Origin of the sequence: Pleurocapsa sp. FMAR1 (genome assembly GCF_963665995.1) — a bacterium.
Lineage (GTDB): Bacteria > Cyanobacteriota > Cyanobacteriia > Cyanobacteriales > Xenococcaceae > Waterburya.
In genome coordinates this window covers 2,963,442-2,979,819 of the sequence record NZ_OY762512.1, presented here as the reverse complement: position 1 = coordinate 2,979,819, position 16,378 = coordinate 2,963,442, and the positions used below count along the sequence as shown (strand labels likewise).

The window sequence follows — 16,378 nt, the reverse complement described above, 5'->3', positions numbered from 1 at the left end:
AACTCAACTAATCATGTCTGATTCTCCTACAAATATAGAAAAAGCAGATAACTCAGGGGATTCTAAAGCTCGTCAATTGCTAGGTATGAAAGGCGCAGCTTCAGGGGAAACTTCTCTTTGGAAAATAAGGCTGCAATTAATGAAGCCGATTACCTGGATTCCTCTTATTTGGGGGGTGATTTGCGGTGCAGCATCTTCAGGTAACTATACTTGGACAGTCGAAAATGTTCTGCTAGCTGCTGCCTGTATGTTACTTTCAGGTCCATTAATGACTGGTTATACCCAGACCGTTAACGAACTGTACGATCGTGAAATTGATGCAATCAATGAACCCTATCGACCTATTCCTTCGGGGGCAATTTCTCTAACGCAAGCAAAAGTACAGATTTGGGTCTTAGTACTAGCTGCTTGGGCATTAGCTTATGGCTTAGATGTGGCAGTAGGTCATGATTTTCCGACTATTCTTTGTCTTGCTTTGGGTGGTTCTGTTATTGCCTATATTTATTCTGCACCACCACTGAAACTTAAGCAAAATGGCTGGTTAGGGACTTATGCCCTCGGTTCTAGCTATATTGCTTTACCATGGTGGACTGGTCACGCTTTGTTTGGTGAATTGAGTTGGAAAATTGTAATTTTGACTTTGATCTACAGCTTTGCAGGGTTGGGTATTGCCATTGTTAACGACTTCAAAAGTGTAGAAGGCGATCGCGCTTTAGGCTTAAAATCTCTGCCAGTAATGTTTGGAGTAACTACTGCTGCTTGGATTTGCGTCATTGCGATCGACGTTTTTCAAATTGGTATTAGTGGTTATTTGGTCTCAATTCACGAGAATCTTTACGCCACTATTGTCTTTTTACTGGTAATTCCTCAGATTGTCTTTCAGGATATGTATTTTCTCCGCAATCCTTTAGAGAATGATGTCAAATATCAAGCCAGCGCCCAGCCTTTTCTAGTTTTTGGAATGCTGTTTACAGGTATTGCTCTAGGACACGCAGGAATTTAATCAGTGACCAGTTAGCAGTTAGGGGTAAACGATGAAGTAGTGTTTATCCAATCTAATCGCACAAAGTAGCCAGAATTACCTGATTTATCAGTGATTTTGGTTATTTTTTTGAGCTTCAAATTAAAGGGGATAGCGGTTGTTATATATTTTTGAACGTATATGCCAATATCGGGAGCAAGATAGTTAGCAGCAAGGGTGGCTAATCCCATACCCATCAGTTGATGTATTGGTTCTTTAGGCAAACTAAGGTGTGCCATCATTGCCATACTGCTAGTAAGCATCATAGCCACAGAAGAATTTGTGCCACAGCGAGGATGAAGTGCTAAGTTCCATTCCCCTTGTTGTAAACGAATCAAAGCCAGATTTACAGCCCTTCTTAATCTGAAGGGATCGATATTACCGTAAAGATAAAATCCTTTCTCAGTAGACATTCCGCCGATATCTTCGTTGTCTGCGGATAAATAGCTAGCTGAGAATTTTGTCGTTGTACTGGAATTGCCTAAACTACTTAACACCCATACAGTAGCGTGTTCTAAAGCGTGTACCTGACGAATGGTAAGAAAGTCTTTTAAACCAGGAATAAAGCCTAGCTGCTTAATTAGTTCAGTATCCCCATGAGAATTAGGAAAGTCAAACCCTGAGTTGGTGTAAGTGGCATCGATCATAATGAATTTAGGTGCGATCGCTTGTTGTCTACAGTTTGTGGTCAACAAAATTATTTTGAATCTACATACTGATACTTTTTAAGTCTAATTATTTTATCGTCTATCTTCAGATTGTTTTAATAAAAATTAGTCACCTAACTCTTACTCCGCAAGGATATAAGGCTCATGTGTTTGAGAACACAATTTTTATGATTTGTTTGTTATTCACAAATTTTTTGCTGCTATAAATATTGAAGGGCAGAAGTCCGCTATTTTTATCATTAGTAAATCTAACCAGAAACTGTATATGCCTATCCTCTTTGATGTTGCATCTGCCCAAAAACGGATTGATAAGTTTTGGTGTCTGCCTGCCAGCTTTGGTATGGAACGAAACGCTTATCATAATTATCTTAACGAAATTGTCAGCGATCGCTATGCTTTAGTCAATGGATTACAGGTATTAAGAGACGAACTACAGTTTGCTGCTTCTAGCACCACTGATATACAAATATGTGGAGCAGATTTGAGCTTGCCCAGCGTCGTGACAACTTTGGCATATACTAACTGTGGCGATCGCATTCACCAAGGAGAAGTCACTAAACGTTACCGAGATGTAGTAGCATCGCGTTTTGCAACCCTCTCAGAAATTGGCGAACTAAAGCTAGAAGCATTTTTTCCCGCAGGCGGTGGCACAGATAATGGGGCAACTCTTGCTCACGTTACCGTGGCACATCAAATGGACGAACCGTTGCGCCGAAGACTATACGAGGGAAATTCTCAGTCGATGGTATTGGTGGCAGCAGATCTTAAAACTCATGTAGGGCGTTTAGAAGAAGGAGAAAAGCGCATTTACGGTAAAACCCGTGAATCTCCTTGGCGAGAACCCCGTAATGCCTGTGGTGCGATTGTCGGAGCTTTATCAAACTATCATCCCCACAATATGATTCATCGTCGTATCAGGGATGATTTAGGCGAAAAAAACTTTCAGTATCTTTCTAACCAAAAGATTGTTACTGAGGGTGGAATAGATATCACTATGGCAGTAGCTTCAGCAATTGTAGCTATTCGTGGTATTCGCAACACCGCCATGGCAATGACTCAGGAAATAGATGAGAGAGGATTAGCTCATCTCACCGCCAGCACTACGGTAAATCGTCCATCAAGGGATGATCTAGTAATTTATTTAGCCAGAGCAACGGTATTTGGTGGCAAAGTACGAATACAGAGTTTTGGAACAAAAGCCGAGCTATACAGTGGCAAACTGATTAAGTATGCGGGAGAACGTAGGCTTCAATTGACCTATAACGATTTAGATGGAGAGCATTTGCCCGTGGAAGAAATTCCCTATAAGGTTAAACCTTCGGGATTGTAAAAAGCTAAAATTTTTTTGAGCTATTGAATCGATAATATGCTCATATTAAAACCACGATTCTTTGATTGCAGTCAACTTCCAAAGACGAAAAAACGTAACTCAGTCTTGGCATCTTTAAACATAGTCTCGAAGATGACAATTATATCAGCGATCGCTTTATTTTTAAAAATGGACTTGACATTTAGGACAATTGCCCTCAATCCCCCAAACTCGCGCGTTCCTTTGCGAAGCAGTTGCGTTGCGGTGAAGCAGTTGCGGTGGACAGGTTCCCTGGCATAAGCAAACTGCTGAACCCGAAGGGGGTTTCACCCCGTTGAGGAGGGCGTGTCGCCTGTGGTTTCCCAGGCGTTTATACCGCCCGTCAAACTGTTGAGGGCGCGCCTGTCGGCGACGCAGTGAGACAGTTGCGGTGGTGAGACACTTGCGTTGCGGGTCTGTGACCCGTTGAGCAAAGTGTCGAAAGGTTTCACCGGCATAAGCAAACTGAGGAAAGACCCCGCGTCGGCGTAAGACGCAAGGGAATGCTTTCCGATGTCGAACTCTTTAGAGGGTCGCTTGCCAAATTTGGGGGACTTTTAGTTGTCTTTAAAGTCACTAATTTTTAAACGGGTAAATCCACCAGAATTTGTCCATCTTCTACTTTTGTGGGAAAAACTTCCAAAGATTTCTCCGCCGAAATTTTGCCTAAAATATTACCCACAACAGGAGGAAAAGTACACCAATTTTCGACATTGCCAGTTTTGAGATCAAATTCACTCCGATGCCAAGGACAGACAATCGATCCATCTGCGGTGACTTTGCCTTTTTTCAAGGGTAACTTCATGTGGGGGCAAATGTTATCAATCGCGTAGATATTATTTGCCTCGTTAAGCAGCAACAGCGATCGCTGTTGTAATTTTACTACTTCTCTTGTGCCAGGTGCGAGGGCATCAGCAGCCAAAGTTTTAGTCCATGTCATTTTAAATTTCGCCTCAATTTTAAATATGTTTTTAACCGTGGAATGAGTCTAGGTTATGGTTTCATAGTTTCACAAAATCGCCTCTCATTTAAGTCTTCAAAACTTAACTTATTGGTTTTTTCTCAATGACCCTTGAAAGAATCAATACAATCTACTTAGCGCAATAGCGACAACACATAATCTTTAATCAATTTTGATATCTCCACCAATTATTAATTAATTTGTAATCTGAGATCTCAGATTACAAAATGTATAGCAAATTTATTAGACTCGCGAGATAACTGTGTAATTCAACACCGATTTTTGCTCAAGCAAGCAGACAAATTATCTTTGTGCCTAGGGAAAATAGAAGAGTTAATTAAAAAATGATTCTCATCCGTAAAACTGCGTTAGCCTTTTCCTAGGTTATTGTTTTCCAGACAAACAAAGAAATTTTCAGGCAATTTTAATACTATGGCAAAGAGAACTTTTGGTGTAATTGGTTTAGCCGTTATGGGGGAAAATCTCGCCCTCAACGTAGAAAGTCGCGGTTTTCCGATCGCTGTATATAACCGTACTGCTGCTAAAACCGAGAAATTTATGGAAGTCAGGGCTAAAGACAAAGACATTAAAGCTGCTTATTCTTTAGAAGAATTTGTGCAGACTTTAGAACGTCCCCGTAACATTTTGGTAATGGTCAAAGCAGGCAAACCAGTAGATGCGGTTATCGATCAATTAAAACCACTACTAGATAAAGGAGACACTATTATCGATGGGGGAAACTCTTTATATAACGACACTGAAAGACGGACTAAAGATCTAGAGTCTACAGGACTAGGTTTTGTGGGTATGGGAGTTAGCGGTGGCGAAGAAGGCGCGCTTAAGGGACCTAGCTTGATGCCTGGAGGCACAGAGGCTGGTTATCGCGACTTAGAGCCAATTTTAACTAAAATTGCTGCTCAGGTTGATGATGGTCCCTGTGTCACTTTTATTGGTCCTGGTGGTGCTGGTCACTATGTCAAAATGGTACACAACGGCATTGAGTATGGGGATATGCAGCTGATCGCCGAAGCCTATGACTTGATGAAAACCACTCTAGGCTTAAATGGCAAAGAGTTAGAAGAAGTATTTAACCAGTGGAATCATACTGAAGAATTAGATTCTTTTTTGATTGAAATTACTGCCGATATTTTTAGCAACATCGATCCCCAAACACACCAACCCTTAGTAGATTCAATCTTAGATGCTGCGGGACAGAAAGGCACAGGACGCTGGACAGTAGTAACTTCTCTAGAGTTGGGTGTGCCAATTCCTACTATTTACGCTGCGGTTAACGCTCGCGTCATGTCTGCATACAAAGAAGAACGAGTAGCTGCTTCTAAAGAGATTAGCGGTCCAACCGCCAAATACGAGGGAGACAAGCAGGACTTTATCAATAAAGTCCGAGATGCTTTATACTGCTCCAAAATGTGTTCCTATGCTCAAGGCATGGCACTATTGAGCAAGGCATCGGCTGAGTTTAACTTTAACCTCGACTTGGCAGAAATAGCACGAATCTGGAAAGGAGGCTGTATTATTAAGGCGGCTTTTTTAGACAAAATCAAAAACGCGTTCAACGAAAATCCTGATTTACCTAATTTACTTCTTGCGTCAGAGTTTAAACAGTCAATTATTGACCGTCAGGCTGCATGGCGTGAAGTTTTGGCAACTGCCAACAAGTTAGGTATTCCTGTTCCTGCTTTTAGTTCTTCTTTGGACTATTTTGATAGCTATCGTCGTGCTAGTCTACCTCAGAATCTAACTCAGGCTCAAAGAGATTACTTTGGCGCACACACCTATGAAAGAGTAGACAAACCAAGAGGTGAGTTTGCTCATACAGAGTGGACAAGAGTTGCAGAGGAATCTTTACAAACTGGGACTACGGACTAAAGCTTTGTAGATTTTAAATCTGGAATTGTAGATTATATTATCTCAGCTTTTCGGTGGGTATAAATTAAACTCTGTATCTATTAATACATAATTGTTTTTTATGCCCACCTTATTCCTTTTGCCAAATAAAGCTTTTAGCTTAAAGCCAAACAAGATTACCTAAGTAAAAGACTAAGAGCTTCTAAGCTATCGGGTTTAATGCCCTCACTAAGATCCGTCAAGCGTGGTCTTCGATTAGGGGAGGTTTAAAGCCTCTTCAAAGCAAGCTAATAGCTAACAGCTAATAGCTACGGCGAAGCCGTTTACTTCTACGACAATTCAATTTGAGAATCATCACCAATCATAAAGCGTAATGCTTTGGGACGCTTTGGAGCAGCTTTCAAATGCGCTCTTTCGCCAATTAAACTATCGACGATACGGCTATTGATGCCTTCGATTGTTGCACCTTTAAGAACTACGCTATGCTCAATGTCAACATCAATTAGGGTCGTGTCGTCAGCAATACTGCTATAAGGACCAATAAAACAGTTTTCAATTTTACAGTTCTTACCGATGGTTACAGGACCACGAATCATAGAATTTTTAATCAAAGAGTCAGTTCCTACATGAACTCGACCACTAACCTTACTTTCTTTGTCTATCGTTCCTTCGTGAGTTGTTTCTAAGCAGGTATCCAAGATAATTTGATTGGCTGCTAGCAAATCATCTTTTTTTCCTGTATCTAGCCACCAGCCTGATAATTGAAAAGATGCTACCTTTTGCTTTTGATCGATTAGATACTGGATGGCATCGGTAATTTCCAATTCACCCCTAGGGGATGGTTGAATATTGGCGATCGCCTGATGGATTTCAGTAGAGAATAAATACACTCCTACCAGTGCCAAGTTTGAAGGCGGATTTTTGGGTTTTTCGATTAGCTGCAAAACGTTGCCCCGATCATCTACTTTCGCCACCCCAAAAGCAGAGGGGTTTTCGACTTCACTGAGTAGAGTTAAAGCATCAAGGTGTTGAGACTTGAATTTATCGATAAACTGATCTAATTCACTTTGAACTAGGTTATCCCCCAAATACATTACAAAGGGAGAATCTCCTAAAAACGATTGAGCTACTTTTACCGCGTGTGCCAGTCCTAAAGGTTGGTCTTGTTTGAGATAGGTAATCTTCGCTCCAAAGCGATCGCCATTGCCTGTTTTGGACTCTACTTCGCCTCCTGTTTCGGGACTGATAATAATCCCAATTTCCGTAATTCCTGCTGCCACAATGGACTCAATACCGTACCAAAGAATTGGTTTGTTGGCTACGGGAACAAGTTGTTTTGCTCCTGTATAAGTTAGGGGACGCAATCTTGTACCTTTACCACCAGAGAGAATAATTGCTTTCATTTTTTTATTGGCTTCGTTGATAATTAGACTGTTTTGGTAGCTATCAGCGGGCGGAAATGCTGCTTCGCAAGCAGCTTATTCCACGCCCGCCCTTTGGGCTATCAGCTATTAGCTATTAGCTTTTAAATTGCTCCTTATCCCTTATCTTTTATCCCTTATCCCCTTAATTCAGTCAGCATTTTTCTCAAAGATTCACGCCAGTGAGGAGGATAAACTCCTAGTGTTTTTGTAATTTTGACCTTAGACAAGACTGAATAGGCTGGACGTTGAGTCGGGGTAGGATAGTCTGCAGTGGTAATAGGTAAAACTCGTTCAATTGCTAGAGGAAAGCCGAGTTGTTTAGCTTCGGCGAAAATAGCCACCGCAAAATCATACCAACTGCAAACACCACTGTTGGTGTAGTGATAAGTCCCTCTGATATTTGAATCATTTAAAGATTTATCCACTAGCTGAGTAATTGTCAGAGCAATATCATAAGACCATGATGGACTACCTACCTGATCGGCAACTACCTTTAACTCTTCTCGATCTTTACCAAGTCGGAGCATAGTTTTAACAAAGTTATTATGTCCTTTTGAGCCATATACCCAGGCAGTACGCAAAATAATATGGCGATCGCAATCCCTAACTCCTATTTCTCCTGAGAGCTTAGATTTACCATATACTCCTAGGGGATCGGTTTTATCTGTTTCCAAGTAGGGAGTGTGATTTTGACCATTAAATACATAGTCAGTAGATATATGCAAAAGGGTTGCACCGATATCTTGTGCCGCTTGGGCGATCGCTTTTGGCGCGTTGCCGTTGATTGCCATAGCAAGTTCGGCTTCACTTTCTGACTTATCTACAGCCGTATAAGCAGCAGCATTGACAATCACATTCGGTTTTATCTCGGCGATCTTTTGCTTTATTTGGGCTGGCTGACTCAAATCAAATTCTTGACGACTAACGCCAATAACTTCTCCCACAGAAGTCAGAGTTTGCTCCAATTCTTGTCCGACTTGTCCTGTAATTCCCGTTAGCAAGATCTTGGTCACGCAAACACCTCCGCTTGCTCTAAAGGTACAGCTTCTTTATCTTTGTTCGATAAAACTGGTTCGCCCGATATTTTCCAGTCTATATCAAGAGCAGGGTCGTTCCACAAAATTGAACGCTCATACTCTGGCGCGTAATAATCTGTTGTTTTATATAAAAAATCTGCTGTTTGGGATAGCACTACAAAGCCATGGGCAAAGCCAGGAGGAACCCAAAATTGTCTTTTGTTACTTTCGCTTAGAATACAGCTAGTCCACTGCCCAAAGGTTGGTGAGCTTTTACGAATGTCTAGCGCCACATCTAATACTTCTCCTAAAACCACTCTAACTAATTTTCCCTGGGCTTGTTTTATTTGATAATGTAAACCCCGCAAAACATTTTGAGCCGAGCGCGAGTGATTATCTTGAACAAACTGACTCGTAACTCCAGTCTTTTCGGCAAAAGTCTTGGCGTTAAAGCTTTCCAGAAAAAAACCACGGTCATCACCGAATACTTTTGATTCAATGATTAAAACATCGGGAATTGTCGTTTGAATAACATTCATGAAGCCTTTCCATAACTTCTCGTTCAGGTATCAGAGATAATTCTGCCGTAAATTAACGGATAACTATCTGACTGCATTACGATAACATAGCATTTAAGAAATAATATTCAGGGAAATTACTGAGAACTCAGGTTATTTAAAAAAAAAAGGGTGGCTATCAGCTAAAAAGCAGCTACCACCCCTTGGATAAATTATTTACAAATGTGTTCAGATCGCAAACTAAGATTGCTATTAATGTCCGCTCAGATTTATCAAATTAATTACAGCCATATTCTCCACCGATACCAACAATAAAATCATCAAAATCGGTATCTTCGTCTACATTTTTGACCAATTTTGAGCCAGTATCATCCAGATTAAGCAACAAACCGCCCTTAATTAGAACATCAAATTTATTCGCATCAAATTGAGGGTTATTCCGCCGTTTAGCTACAGCTTCAGTATCTAAACCTGCTTCATTAAATAAAGCCTGACGATTACCCTGAGAATTCAATAAGTCTGTAGTGTAAACTGTTCCAGCGGGTTTGCCATCAAACTTAGACTCTAGATAAAAAGCATATCTTTTGTTGGCTTTAAATAAAAATTCCGTTTTAAAATTAGGAACGGTATTGCCAGGAGTACCTAAAAAATCATTGTTACGGCTTTCTTTTAGATCGGTTTCGTAAGTAGATCGACGATAGACATTATCAAAGCTATCGGACGCTTTTACTTCAGAAAGTAAGGGAGTTTTAGAGCAAGTATCATAATCAATTGCTTGTGAAGCACTTGTTTGACAAGTATCTAAATCCACAACGCCAAAAGTAGATTGATATGCACCGTGGGATTCAATAAACTCCATTTCAATAATTGTGTCTTCTTGAAATGTAATACCTTTATTGCCTATAACATCTTCTGCTACTGCTCTAAGGCTCATAGCATTTAGTAATCCTAATGTACCAAAAGATATACCGATATAAGTCCAATTGAGTTTAATCATAATGTTTAATTTGGAGAATAATTTTAGCTGTAATGGCGAGATTCGTTGACGGGATACCTGGAGCTAATCCTTATCTAAGCTGAGTGCAGAAGTGCAGAGCGATCGCCTGATAAATTTACTTGTCTTGTTACCAAATATTTTTATCTGGATCGATTTGGTTAACCTGTTGAATGAATTTTTTCGATTCAGCTAATTGTTTTTCGAGAATTTGACGAGCTTGAAATTCACGACCTTTGACTTGACGAGCTTCAGCAGTTGAACCATTAGCACAACCACAAGCTGTAGAACTACTTCTAACAATACGTCTGGGCTTAGAAGATGCTGGGTTAGCACAGCCACAGGCTCGATTATTACTGTCAGAATTTCTTCTGGTAATTCGTCTAGGATCACTAGGAGTTTCACTTGCTGACTGTCCTGCCTGTCCTGCTTGTTCTGCTGCTGACAAATTATCTAAGGAGTTATTGAGACTACCCTTTAATAAAGTGGCAGCATCATTGAGAGTTATTTCTCTAAAACCATTGCCAGAACCATCCCCAGAGCCACTGGCTGAACTATTTCCAGAACCATCCCCAGAGCCACTGGCTGAACTATTTCCAGAACCATCCCCAGAGCCACTGGCTGAACTATTACCAGAACCATTACCAGAACCATTACCAGAGCCATTACCAGAGCCATTACCAGAGCCATTGCCAGAACCTCTGGCTGAACCATTGCCAAAACCATTCCTAGAACCATTGCCAGAACCTCTGGCTGAACCATTCCTAGAACCATTGCCAGAACCATTGCCAAAACCATTCCTAGAACCATTACCAGAGCCATTGCCAGAACCATTCCTAGAACCATTGGCTGAACCATTGCCAGAGTCACTGGCTGAACCATTCCTAGAACCTCTGGCTGAACCATTTCCAGAACCTCTGGCTGAACCTCTAGCTGAACCAAATGTAATCGGATTTGTTATTCCACCACCTACAAATTCTCCTGTAGCTGGATTATATTGAGTAGTTGACGGTATGCCATTACCGTTATTGCTATCTATACCGACTGCGGGAGAGCTATAGGTCTGAAATCCAGAAGTATCAGAATTATTGGTGACTGATTGGGCTGTAACAGACGTAGTTGCGGTGAGTGTTCCCAAGGCAACTAAAGAACCTAGCCGTAATAATTGCTTATAGCGCATAACATAATTTTCCTGATAAAATTGATCTAAAAATAAACTTAAATTCCTGCGCCAACTCCGAAAACAAAACGCGCTCCATCTCCAGCACCAGCAATATCTCTAGCGCCAAGGTTAATGGTCAGTGGAACAGCACGAAAAGGAGAAACAGATAAACCCATCCCTAAGTCTTGCCCCGTCCATTCTGTAATAAAGCTAACTGGTCGTGCTACACGGAAAGCTAGACTACCAAAAACGTTAAAATTATTGTTATCATTAGCGATTGAGTCTTCGGTGCGAAATTGTCCGTTGCCAACGCCAATGGTTGCTCCAACTCGGCTAAAGGCAGAATTGACATTTTCTCTGGTTCTGAAAATTTTAGTAGTGGCGAAATACAAAGAGTCATCAAGGTCATTGCCATCACCAATTGAAAGAAAACTATTCCATCCAGCAGCAACGCCCCAGCCATCAGCAATTTTGCGATGCAGCTTCAGGTTAAAACCGCCAGAACCAAAGTCACGATCATTCTGACCAAAACTGGCTGCGCTGTAGCTAAGTTCTGCACCAACAGACTTCTGGGCATTTCCTAGACCTAACCCAAATCCAAAAGTTCCATCCCGATTATTGACTCCATCGAGTCCGCCACGAGTATCTGTCTGATAGCTTAAACCGCTAAAAAAGCCCCTATCTGCACCAAATCCATAAGGATTGGCAATAGTTAAACTTGGAACACCGCGACTAGGGGTAAAATTACGCTGACTGATATTTTGCAGTTGAAATTTAACGCCTTCTAATTCTTTTTGATTGGAATTACTCCAAGAATTATCAGCAGGAACTGTTGAGTTTTGTTGAGATATTTGTTTATCTTTAGTGGGCGAAAACTTTAAAGTTGATGGTTGAGATTGATTAGCTGGATTTGCCCAAGCATTTAAACTCAAAAGAGGCAAGAGTACAGCTGTAGAGCTAGCAAAAGTTAATATACGCATAAATTCTTAGGAACAGATATAATCGTACTTAACAATAAAAAGAATAACTGGCAAAAAGCCTATTACTTATTAATGAAGTAAAGCAATAATGTTAATTAATCAAGTTATTGTATTACAGGCTTTTATTTTTGTTTAGTTGATAATTAGCAAGATTCAGTCGTACTTTTGCTGTTATACTTCATATTTTATAAATCCTCAATGTGTAAATCAAAAATATAAGGCAAATAGATATTATTACTGAGCAACTAAGTCTTTTTACGGTGTCTTTGAATGGCATAACAGCAAAACTATGGTTGTAAACACTGATGTAAAATTTACTATTTATGCTAAAAGCCTTTAAGACTTTTAATTATTTATACACAAGACAATACTATTCTTCGAGGTTAGATTTGATTTTAAATAGGTTATTCATGTACTTCATGAAAGTCTACTTTTGTCGTTTGCTATTATGGGTTTTATATCTTTATAAAAAAGATGAATAAAAAAATAGGTATTTGTAGGTAAATTTTTCAAAGTCTAAAAAAAATTATGAAAATATACTTAGAAAATTTTTATGAGTTTTAATATTAAGTTTGATTATCGTTTTGATAATGCTAATTTTTTTACACCTAAAAGAAAAGCAATATTAGAACAAGCAGGTAATGTTTGGAGTTCTTACATTCAAGATGACTTTACTTCGATTCCCGCAAAAGAAACTTTAAGATTTCCGATTAATCACTCAGAACAAAAGGTTGTTTTAAACGAATCAATTGATGATGTAATTATTTTTGTCTCTTCAGTCAACTCAAATTCTGATTCGTTGACTTTTGGAGAAGGATCGTTTTACGCTGATTTTGCTAACGGTAGCGATCGCGAAAAGAGAATTATAGGAAAAGATTTTGAACCTTGGTTAGGTACGATTGAGTTTAATACCAATGCAGTAGATAATTTTTATTTTGATAGCACTCCCAAAACTGATAATGATATTCCCCCAGATAAACAAGATTTTCTGAGTTTAAGTCTGCATGAAATTGGTCATATTTTGGGAATTGGTACTTCTAAAGCTTTTGCAGACCAGATTCAAGATGGAAAATTTGTTGGTAGAAAAAGCGTTATCTTAAACGGCGTTCAGCCAATACCTTTAGATGCGGATCGAAACCATATTCAGGATGGCTTTTCCTTAGATCCTAGAAGGGATGCTTTATTAGACAAATCTTTTACCTTTGGCGAAAGAAACTTGCCAACAAATTTGGATTTAGCAATCTTATCTGATATTGGCTACGATATCTTTCCCAGGACTGAGGTATACCGCTTTTATCGATATGATCGAGGATTTCATTTTTACACTGCTGATCCAAATGAACAAAAGGTAGTCAAAGAGTTGGGTGAAGCGGGAAAATTACCTTATACCTATGAAGGTGTAGCCTATGATGTTTTAGACACCTTGACTGGAGAAAAAATTAAGAACTCAGCCCCAGTTTATCGCTTCTTTAATAAAGTTAGTGGAGCTCATCTTTACACTATAGACGAAAACGAAAAAAATTATATTCGCCAGAATTTGAGTTACTTCAGCTTTGAAGATGTCGCTTACTATGCTTTTGATTCTCAACCAAAAAATATAGACACGATTCCTTTATATAGAATGTTTAATACTCAGACAGGATCGCATTTGTTTACTACTGACAGAAATGAATTTAACGTTCTGAGTGAAACTCAGCCTCAGTTTCAAATTGAAGGAAATGGAGGAGTAACATTTTATGTTTTAGAGCCACTCTTATAGATTATTTGAATGAATCACATTGTTAATTACTTTTCTAAGAAGTCAGAGGTAGGGGCGAACGGCGGTTCCGCCCGTACAGAAGCTAAAACGGTTAGTCGTTTATTTATGCAAGAGTAATACGTTTTTGGCAATAAATAAAAATATTAATGTATTCTAAAAAAATCAGCAAGTATCATAAATTCTGGTTATTTTCTAGTTTAGTTGGCATAGCTATTCTCTATCTCAACCTGACTTGGAAAACCACAGGTGATATTGACCAATTGACTACAGACGGTTTGTATTGGGGAGCAATTTTTTGGCTACTGTGGCGCAAAAAAGATGATTTAGATGATCGTAGCGATCTTTTATCTAGTTTTATTGGTTTACTGTCATTAGGTTTAATTTTATCTAAAGTTTTTTCGCTTTTTTGGTTTGAATCAATATTATTACCCATATTACCCATAAGTGCTGCGATCGCTTTAGGTTTAATGGCTTCGGGATTAAAGGGCTTGGGTCAATATTTTCAGGAGTTATTTTTTGCCTGGTTTTTGTTTTTTCCCACGGGAGTCATCGGCTTTTTTATTGATGGTGTTGTTCACATTACCGTTCTCAATGCTAAGTTGGCTAGCTATTTTTTATACTATATTGGGTTTAACGTAGCTAGCCAAGGTAATCAAATCTTATTATCGTTGCCTGAGTCAGGAAATGTTGAGGCGATCGTCGATTATCCTTGTGCAGGAGTACCAATGATTTTGCTGATGCTAAAGCTGTCACTGTTGCTAGTAGGTTTGATAACTTTATCAATCAAGCAAAAAATACTTATTCCCATGTTTTCAATTGGCTTAGGCTTTTTTCTGGGAGTAATTAGAGTTTGCATTTTGACATTATCAATACCCAACCCAACACAGTTTGATTATTGGCATGGGGCGCAGGGTTCGCAAATATTCTCTACTTTGGCAATTGTGATTTTTGCGGGCTTTTGTTATTGGTTTTTGGAAACGAAGCAAGGGCAAGTAATAAGGGATAAGGGATAAATATTTATGGCTAACTCGAAGATATGATTAATCAGGCTCAATGGCGTAGTTATTTTTTAGCTGTTGCCAGTGTTGGAATTAATGCTGCTGTTATGTATGCAGTGATTATACCTAAAGTAGGTAATCGCTCTGTGGCTGATTATGAGTTCCCTGAACGTTTGCAGCTTAATGGTGGCATGGCATTAGAGCAATCAGCTTTAGGTCAGGACGTAATAAAATCAAAAGACCGAAAAGTAATTAAATCTCAGCAAAGATATCAGCATATCGGCGGTGAGACAAAAATGCGTCTGGACATCAGCTATTTGGTTGGTACTAGAGGAGATGTAGAAACATACTTGCAGAACTATACTGACATAGCCCCAAAAATTATTAAAGCTAAGATAGTTAAAGAGTTGGATGGAGTGGGTTATTATGCTTTGTTTTCTGGTCGAGATCGCGCTTATTTGAGTAGCTGTATTAGTCCTCGCAGCTTTAGTAATGTAACTCAAAAGCAATTTTCTCAATATCGTTACGAGAATGACTTACGGTGGCAAGTAGGATGGGACTGGCTAAGAGGCAAAGCTAGTATACGCGATCGCCGTTGTCTTTGGATACTGCTCTCAACACCAACTGACACACCAAATACTCAGGCTGCTTACCAAACCCTCGAAACAGTCTGGAAAGATGTATATCAATACTGGCTATCTAATTTTCCGCCTTTAACCGAGAATAAATGATCAACTATGCATAACCGCAACTGTCTGACCGCTAATTCACATTAGGCGTTTATTATTTAAGACAGAAGTTAATCTCTCCACAGTACTTCTGCAAGGGATCTAGGCATTTAGAAGACTATACTAGACAAGTTTAAATTTAACAAAGATCTTCAAGCAAATTGATGACTATCTTACAGAATCAAGAGAGACAAGTATTTTCTTCTGGTATTTTGCGTTTGGTTGGCTATGGCTTGTTAGTCATGGCGATCATAGATGTTTTATTTTTGGTAATTCCTCCCCAGCTAATGAATCCACTGTGGGAGTTCCAAACTGTGGGCGCAATTGTGGAAAGGATTCCCGTTACTTTGTTGGGGATAGTACTGGTTTATTATGATGAAAGAGGCGATCGCGCTCCCATTGAAACTTTTATTCTCAAGGCTTTATCTTGGCTGTCTTTAGTAGCAGCAATATTATTGATGTTGATGATTCCTCTAAATATCAGCAACAGCTTTCGGATTTATCATCAGCAAAATGCCACGGTGAATGCTCAATACGTCAATCAGAAAGACGCAATTCAAAAATTTAAAGAACAGCTTAAAGCAGCTAATTCTAAAGATGAAATTGGAGCGGTTCTTCAACAACAGTCAAAAGAAGAAGTTAGTATTCCCAATTCAGTAAATACTCAGAAGTTGAAAGCTGATATTATCACTAGTTTACAAAATAACCAAGACAACATAACCAGTCAAACAAAGTCATTTAGGGCGCAAAAACGTTCTTTGTTAATTAAACAATGTCTTAAGTGGAATCTCGGTGCTTTAATAGCAGCTATTTTATTTTTCATGATTTGGAAAAGCACGGGCTGGGCAAGAATTAAAACAATTAACCCTGAAGATTAGCTATTAACAAATAAATTGTTTTACTCATATCAAAGTTAAAGACAAAACAGTAAAAGT

At 39.3% G+C, this 16,378-nt stretch carries 15 protein-coding genes; 7 read left to right on the top strand and 8 right to left on the bottom strand.

Annotation, left to right across the window (positions count from 1 at the left end; all coding sequences use genetic code 11):
- Positions 1-13 precede the first annotated feature (13 nt).
- Complete coding sequence (chlG, locus tag SLP02_RS14390; RefSeq protein ID WP_319421361.1) at positions 14-1,003, top strand: chlorophyll synthase ChlG; 990 nt, start codon at positions 14-16, stop codon at positions 1,001-1,003.
- 11 nt (positions 1,004-1,014) lie between these two features.
- On the opposite strand, the gene SLP02_RS14385 is transcribed toward chlG, so the two are convergent.
- Positions 1,015-1,713 carry a DUF6391 domain-containing protein gene (locus tag SLP02_RS14385; protein ID WP_319421360.1) on the bottom strand — a complete coding sequence of 233 codons (699 nt, stop codon included), beginning with the start codon at positions 1,711-1,713 and terminating at the stop codon, positions 1,015-1,017.
- A gap of 241 nt (positions 1,714-1,954) precedes the next feature.
- Here SLP02_RS14385 and SLP02_RS14380 point away from each other — a divergent pair, with 241 nt between their 5' ends.
- A complete protein-coding gene (locus SLP02_RS14380; RefSeq protein ID WP_413467380.1) occupies positions 1,955-3,019 on the top strand; it encodes a hypothetical protein in 1,065 nt (354 codons plus the stop codon).
- Positions 3,020-3,620: 601 nt separating this feature from the next.
- Here SLP02_RS14380 and SLP02_RS14375 read toward each other — a convergent pair.
- Entirely contained in the window at positions 3,621-3,977 is a 357-nt protein-coding gene (locus SLP02_RS14375) for a Rieske (2Fe-2S) protein (RefSeq protein ID WP_319421358.1), read from the bottom strand.
- Positions 3,978-4,430: 453 nt separating this feature from the next.
- Here SLP02_RS14375 and gnd point away from each other — a divergent pair, with 453 nt between their 5' ends.
- Positions 4,431-5,885 (top strand): decarboxylating NADP(+)-dependent phosphogluconate dehydrogenase, encoded by a 1,455-nt coding sequence (gene gnd, locus SLP02_RS14370; RefSeq protein WP_319421357.1) that lies wholly within the window; start codon positions 4,431-4,433, stop codon positions 5,883-5,885.
- Positions 5,886-6,193: 308 nt separating this feature from the next.
- Here the strand turns inward: gnd and SLP02_RS14365 are convergent, their stop codons facing one another.
- The 6 genes from SLP02_RS14365 to SLP02_RS14340 form a co-directional block, all read right to left on the bottom strand.
- Positions 6,194-7,267: a glucose-1-phosphate thymidylyltransferase gene (locus SLP02_RS14365; protein ID WP_319421356.1), complete on the bottom strand. Its 1,074-nt coding sequence runs from the start codon at positions 7,265-7,267 to the stop codon at positions 6,194-6,196.
- Between the two features lie 155 nt (positions 7,268-7,422).
- Entirely contained in the window at positions 7,423-8,301 is an 879-nt protein-coding gene (gene rfbD, locus SLP02_RS14360; RefSeq protein WP_319421355.1) for a dTDP-4-dehydrorhamnose reductase, read from the bottom strand.
- Complete coding sequence (rfbC, locus tag SLP02_RS14355; protein ID WP_319421354.1) at positions 8,298-8,843, bottom strand: dTDP-4-dehydrorhamnose 3,5-epimerase; 546 nt, start codon at positions 8,841-8,843, stop codon at positions 8,298-8,300. Before rfbC ends, rfbD begins: the two co-directional genes overlap by 4 nt.
- A 256-nt stretch (positions 8,844-9,099) precedes the next feature.
- Positions 9,100-9,819, bottom strand: a complete 720-nt coding sequence (locus SLP02_RS14350; RefSeq protein ID WP_319421353.1) for a hypothetical protein — start codon at positions 9,817-9,819, stop codon at positions 9,100-9,102.
- Between the two features lie 127 nt (positions 9,820-9,946).
- Entirely contained in the window at positions 9,947-10,996 is a 1,050-nt protein-coding gene (locus tag SLP02_RS14345; RefSeq protein ID WP_319421352.1) for a hypothetical protein, read from the bottom strand.
- Between the two features lie 38 nt (positions 10,997-11,034).
- Entirely contained in the window at positions 11,035-11,958 is a 924-nt protein-coding gene (locus SLP02_RS14340; RefSeq protein WP_319421351.1) for a hypothetical protein, read from the bottom strand.
- A 553-nt stretch (positions 11,959-12,511) separates the two neighbouring features.
- Between SLP02_RS14340 and SLP02_RS14335 the strand changes: the two genes are divergently transcribed.
- From SLP02_RS14335 to SLP02_RS14320, 4 genes are all read left to right on the top strand, one after another.
- Entirely contained in the window at positions 12,512-13,717 is a 1,206-nt protein-coding gene (locus SLP02_RS14335) for a hypothetical protein (RefSeq protein WP_319421350.1), read from the top strand.
- Positions 13,718-13,863: 146 nt separating this feature from the next.
- Positions 13,864-14,730 (top strand): cyanoexosortase A, encoded by an 867-nt coding sequence (gene crtA, locus SLP02_RS14330; protein WP_319421349.1) that lies wholly within the window; start codon positions 13,864-13,866, stop codon positions 14,728-14,730.
- Positions 14,731-14,753: 23 nt separating this feature from the next.
- On the top strand, positions 14,754-15,446 hold the full coding sequence (locus SLP02_RS14325; protein WP_319421348.1) for a cyanoexosortase A system-associated protein: 693 nt from the start codon (positions 14,754-14,756) through the stop codon (positions 15,444-15,446).
- 161 nt (positions 15,447-15,607) lie between these two features.
- On the top strand, positions 15,608-16,321 hold the full coding sequence (locus SLP02_RS14320) for an HpsJ-like protein, cyanoexosortase A-associated (protein WP_319421347.1): 714 nt from the start codon (positions 15,608-15,610) through the stop codon (positions 16,319-16,321).
- The last annotated feature ends 57 nt before the right edge of the window (positions 16,322-16,378 follow it).

What these genes read in the sequence shown, in the direction of transcription:
- chlG (WP_319421361.1), top strand. Translation starts at nt 14, where the DNA reads ATGTCTGATTCTCCTACAAATATAGAAAAAGCAGATAACTCAGGGGAT.
- SLP02_RS14380 (WP_413467380.1), top strand. Translation starts at nt 1,955, where the DNA reads ATGCCTATCCTCTTTGATGTTGCATCTGCCCAAAAACGGATTGATAAG.
- SLP02_RS14375 (WP_319421358.1), bottom strand. Translation starts at nt 3,977, where the DNA reads ATGACATGGACTAAAACTTTGGCTGCTGATGCCCTCGCACCTGGCACA.
- gnd (WP_319421357.1), top strand. Translation starts at nt 4,431, where the DNA reads ATGGCAAAGAGAACTTTTGGTGTAATTGGTTTAGCCGTTATGGGGGAA.
- SLP02_RS14365 (WP_319421356.1), bottom strand. Translation starts at nt 7,267, where the DNA reads ATGAAAGCAATTATTCTCTCTGGTGGTAAAGGTACAAGATTGCGTCCC.
- rfbC (WP_319421354.1), bottom strand. Translation starts at nt 8,843, where the DNA reads ATGAATGTTATTCAAACGACAATTCCCGATGTTTTAATCATTGAATCA.
- SLP02_RS14350 (WP_319421353.1), bottom strand. Translation starts at nt 9,819, where the DNA reads ATGATTAAACTCAATTGGACTTATATCGGTATATCTTTTGGTACATTA.
- SLP02_RS14345 (WP_319421352.1), bottom strand. Translation starts at nt 10,996, where the DNA reads ATGCGCTATAAGCAATTATTACGGCTAGGTTCTTTAGTTGCCTTGGGA.
- SLP02_RS14340 (WP_319421351.1), bottom strand. Translation starts at nt 11,958, where the DNA reads ATGCGTATATTAACTTTTGCTAGCTCTACAGCTGTACTCTTGCCTCTT.
- SLP02_RS14335 (WP_319421350.1), top strand. Translation starts at nt 12,512, where the DNA reads ATGAGTTTTAATATTAAGTTTGATTATCGTTTTGATAATGCTAATTTT.
- crtA (WP_319421349.1), top strand. Translation starts at nt 13,864, where the DNA reads ATGTATTCTAAAAAAATCAGCAAGTATCATAAATTCTGGTTATTTTCT.
- SLP02_RS14325 (WP_319421348.1), top strand. Translation starts at nt 14,754, where the DNA reads ATGATTAATCAGGCTCAATGGCGTAGTTATTTTTTAGCTGTTGCCAGT.
- SLP02_RS14320 (WP_319421347.1), top strand. Translation starts at nt 15,608, where the DNA reads ATGACTATCTTACAGAATCAAGAGAGACAAGTATTTTCTTCTGGTATT.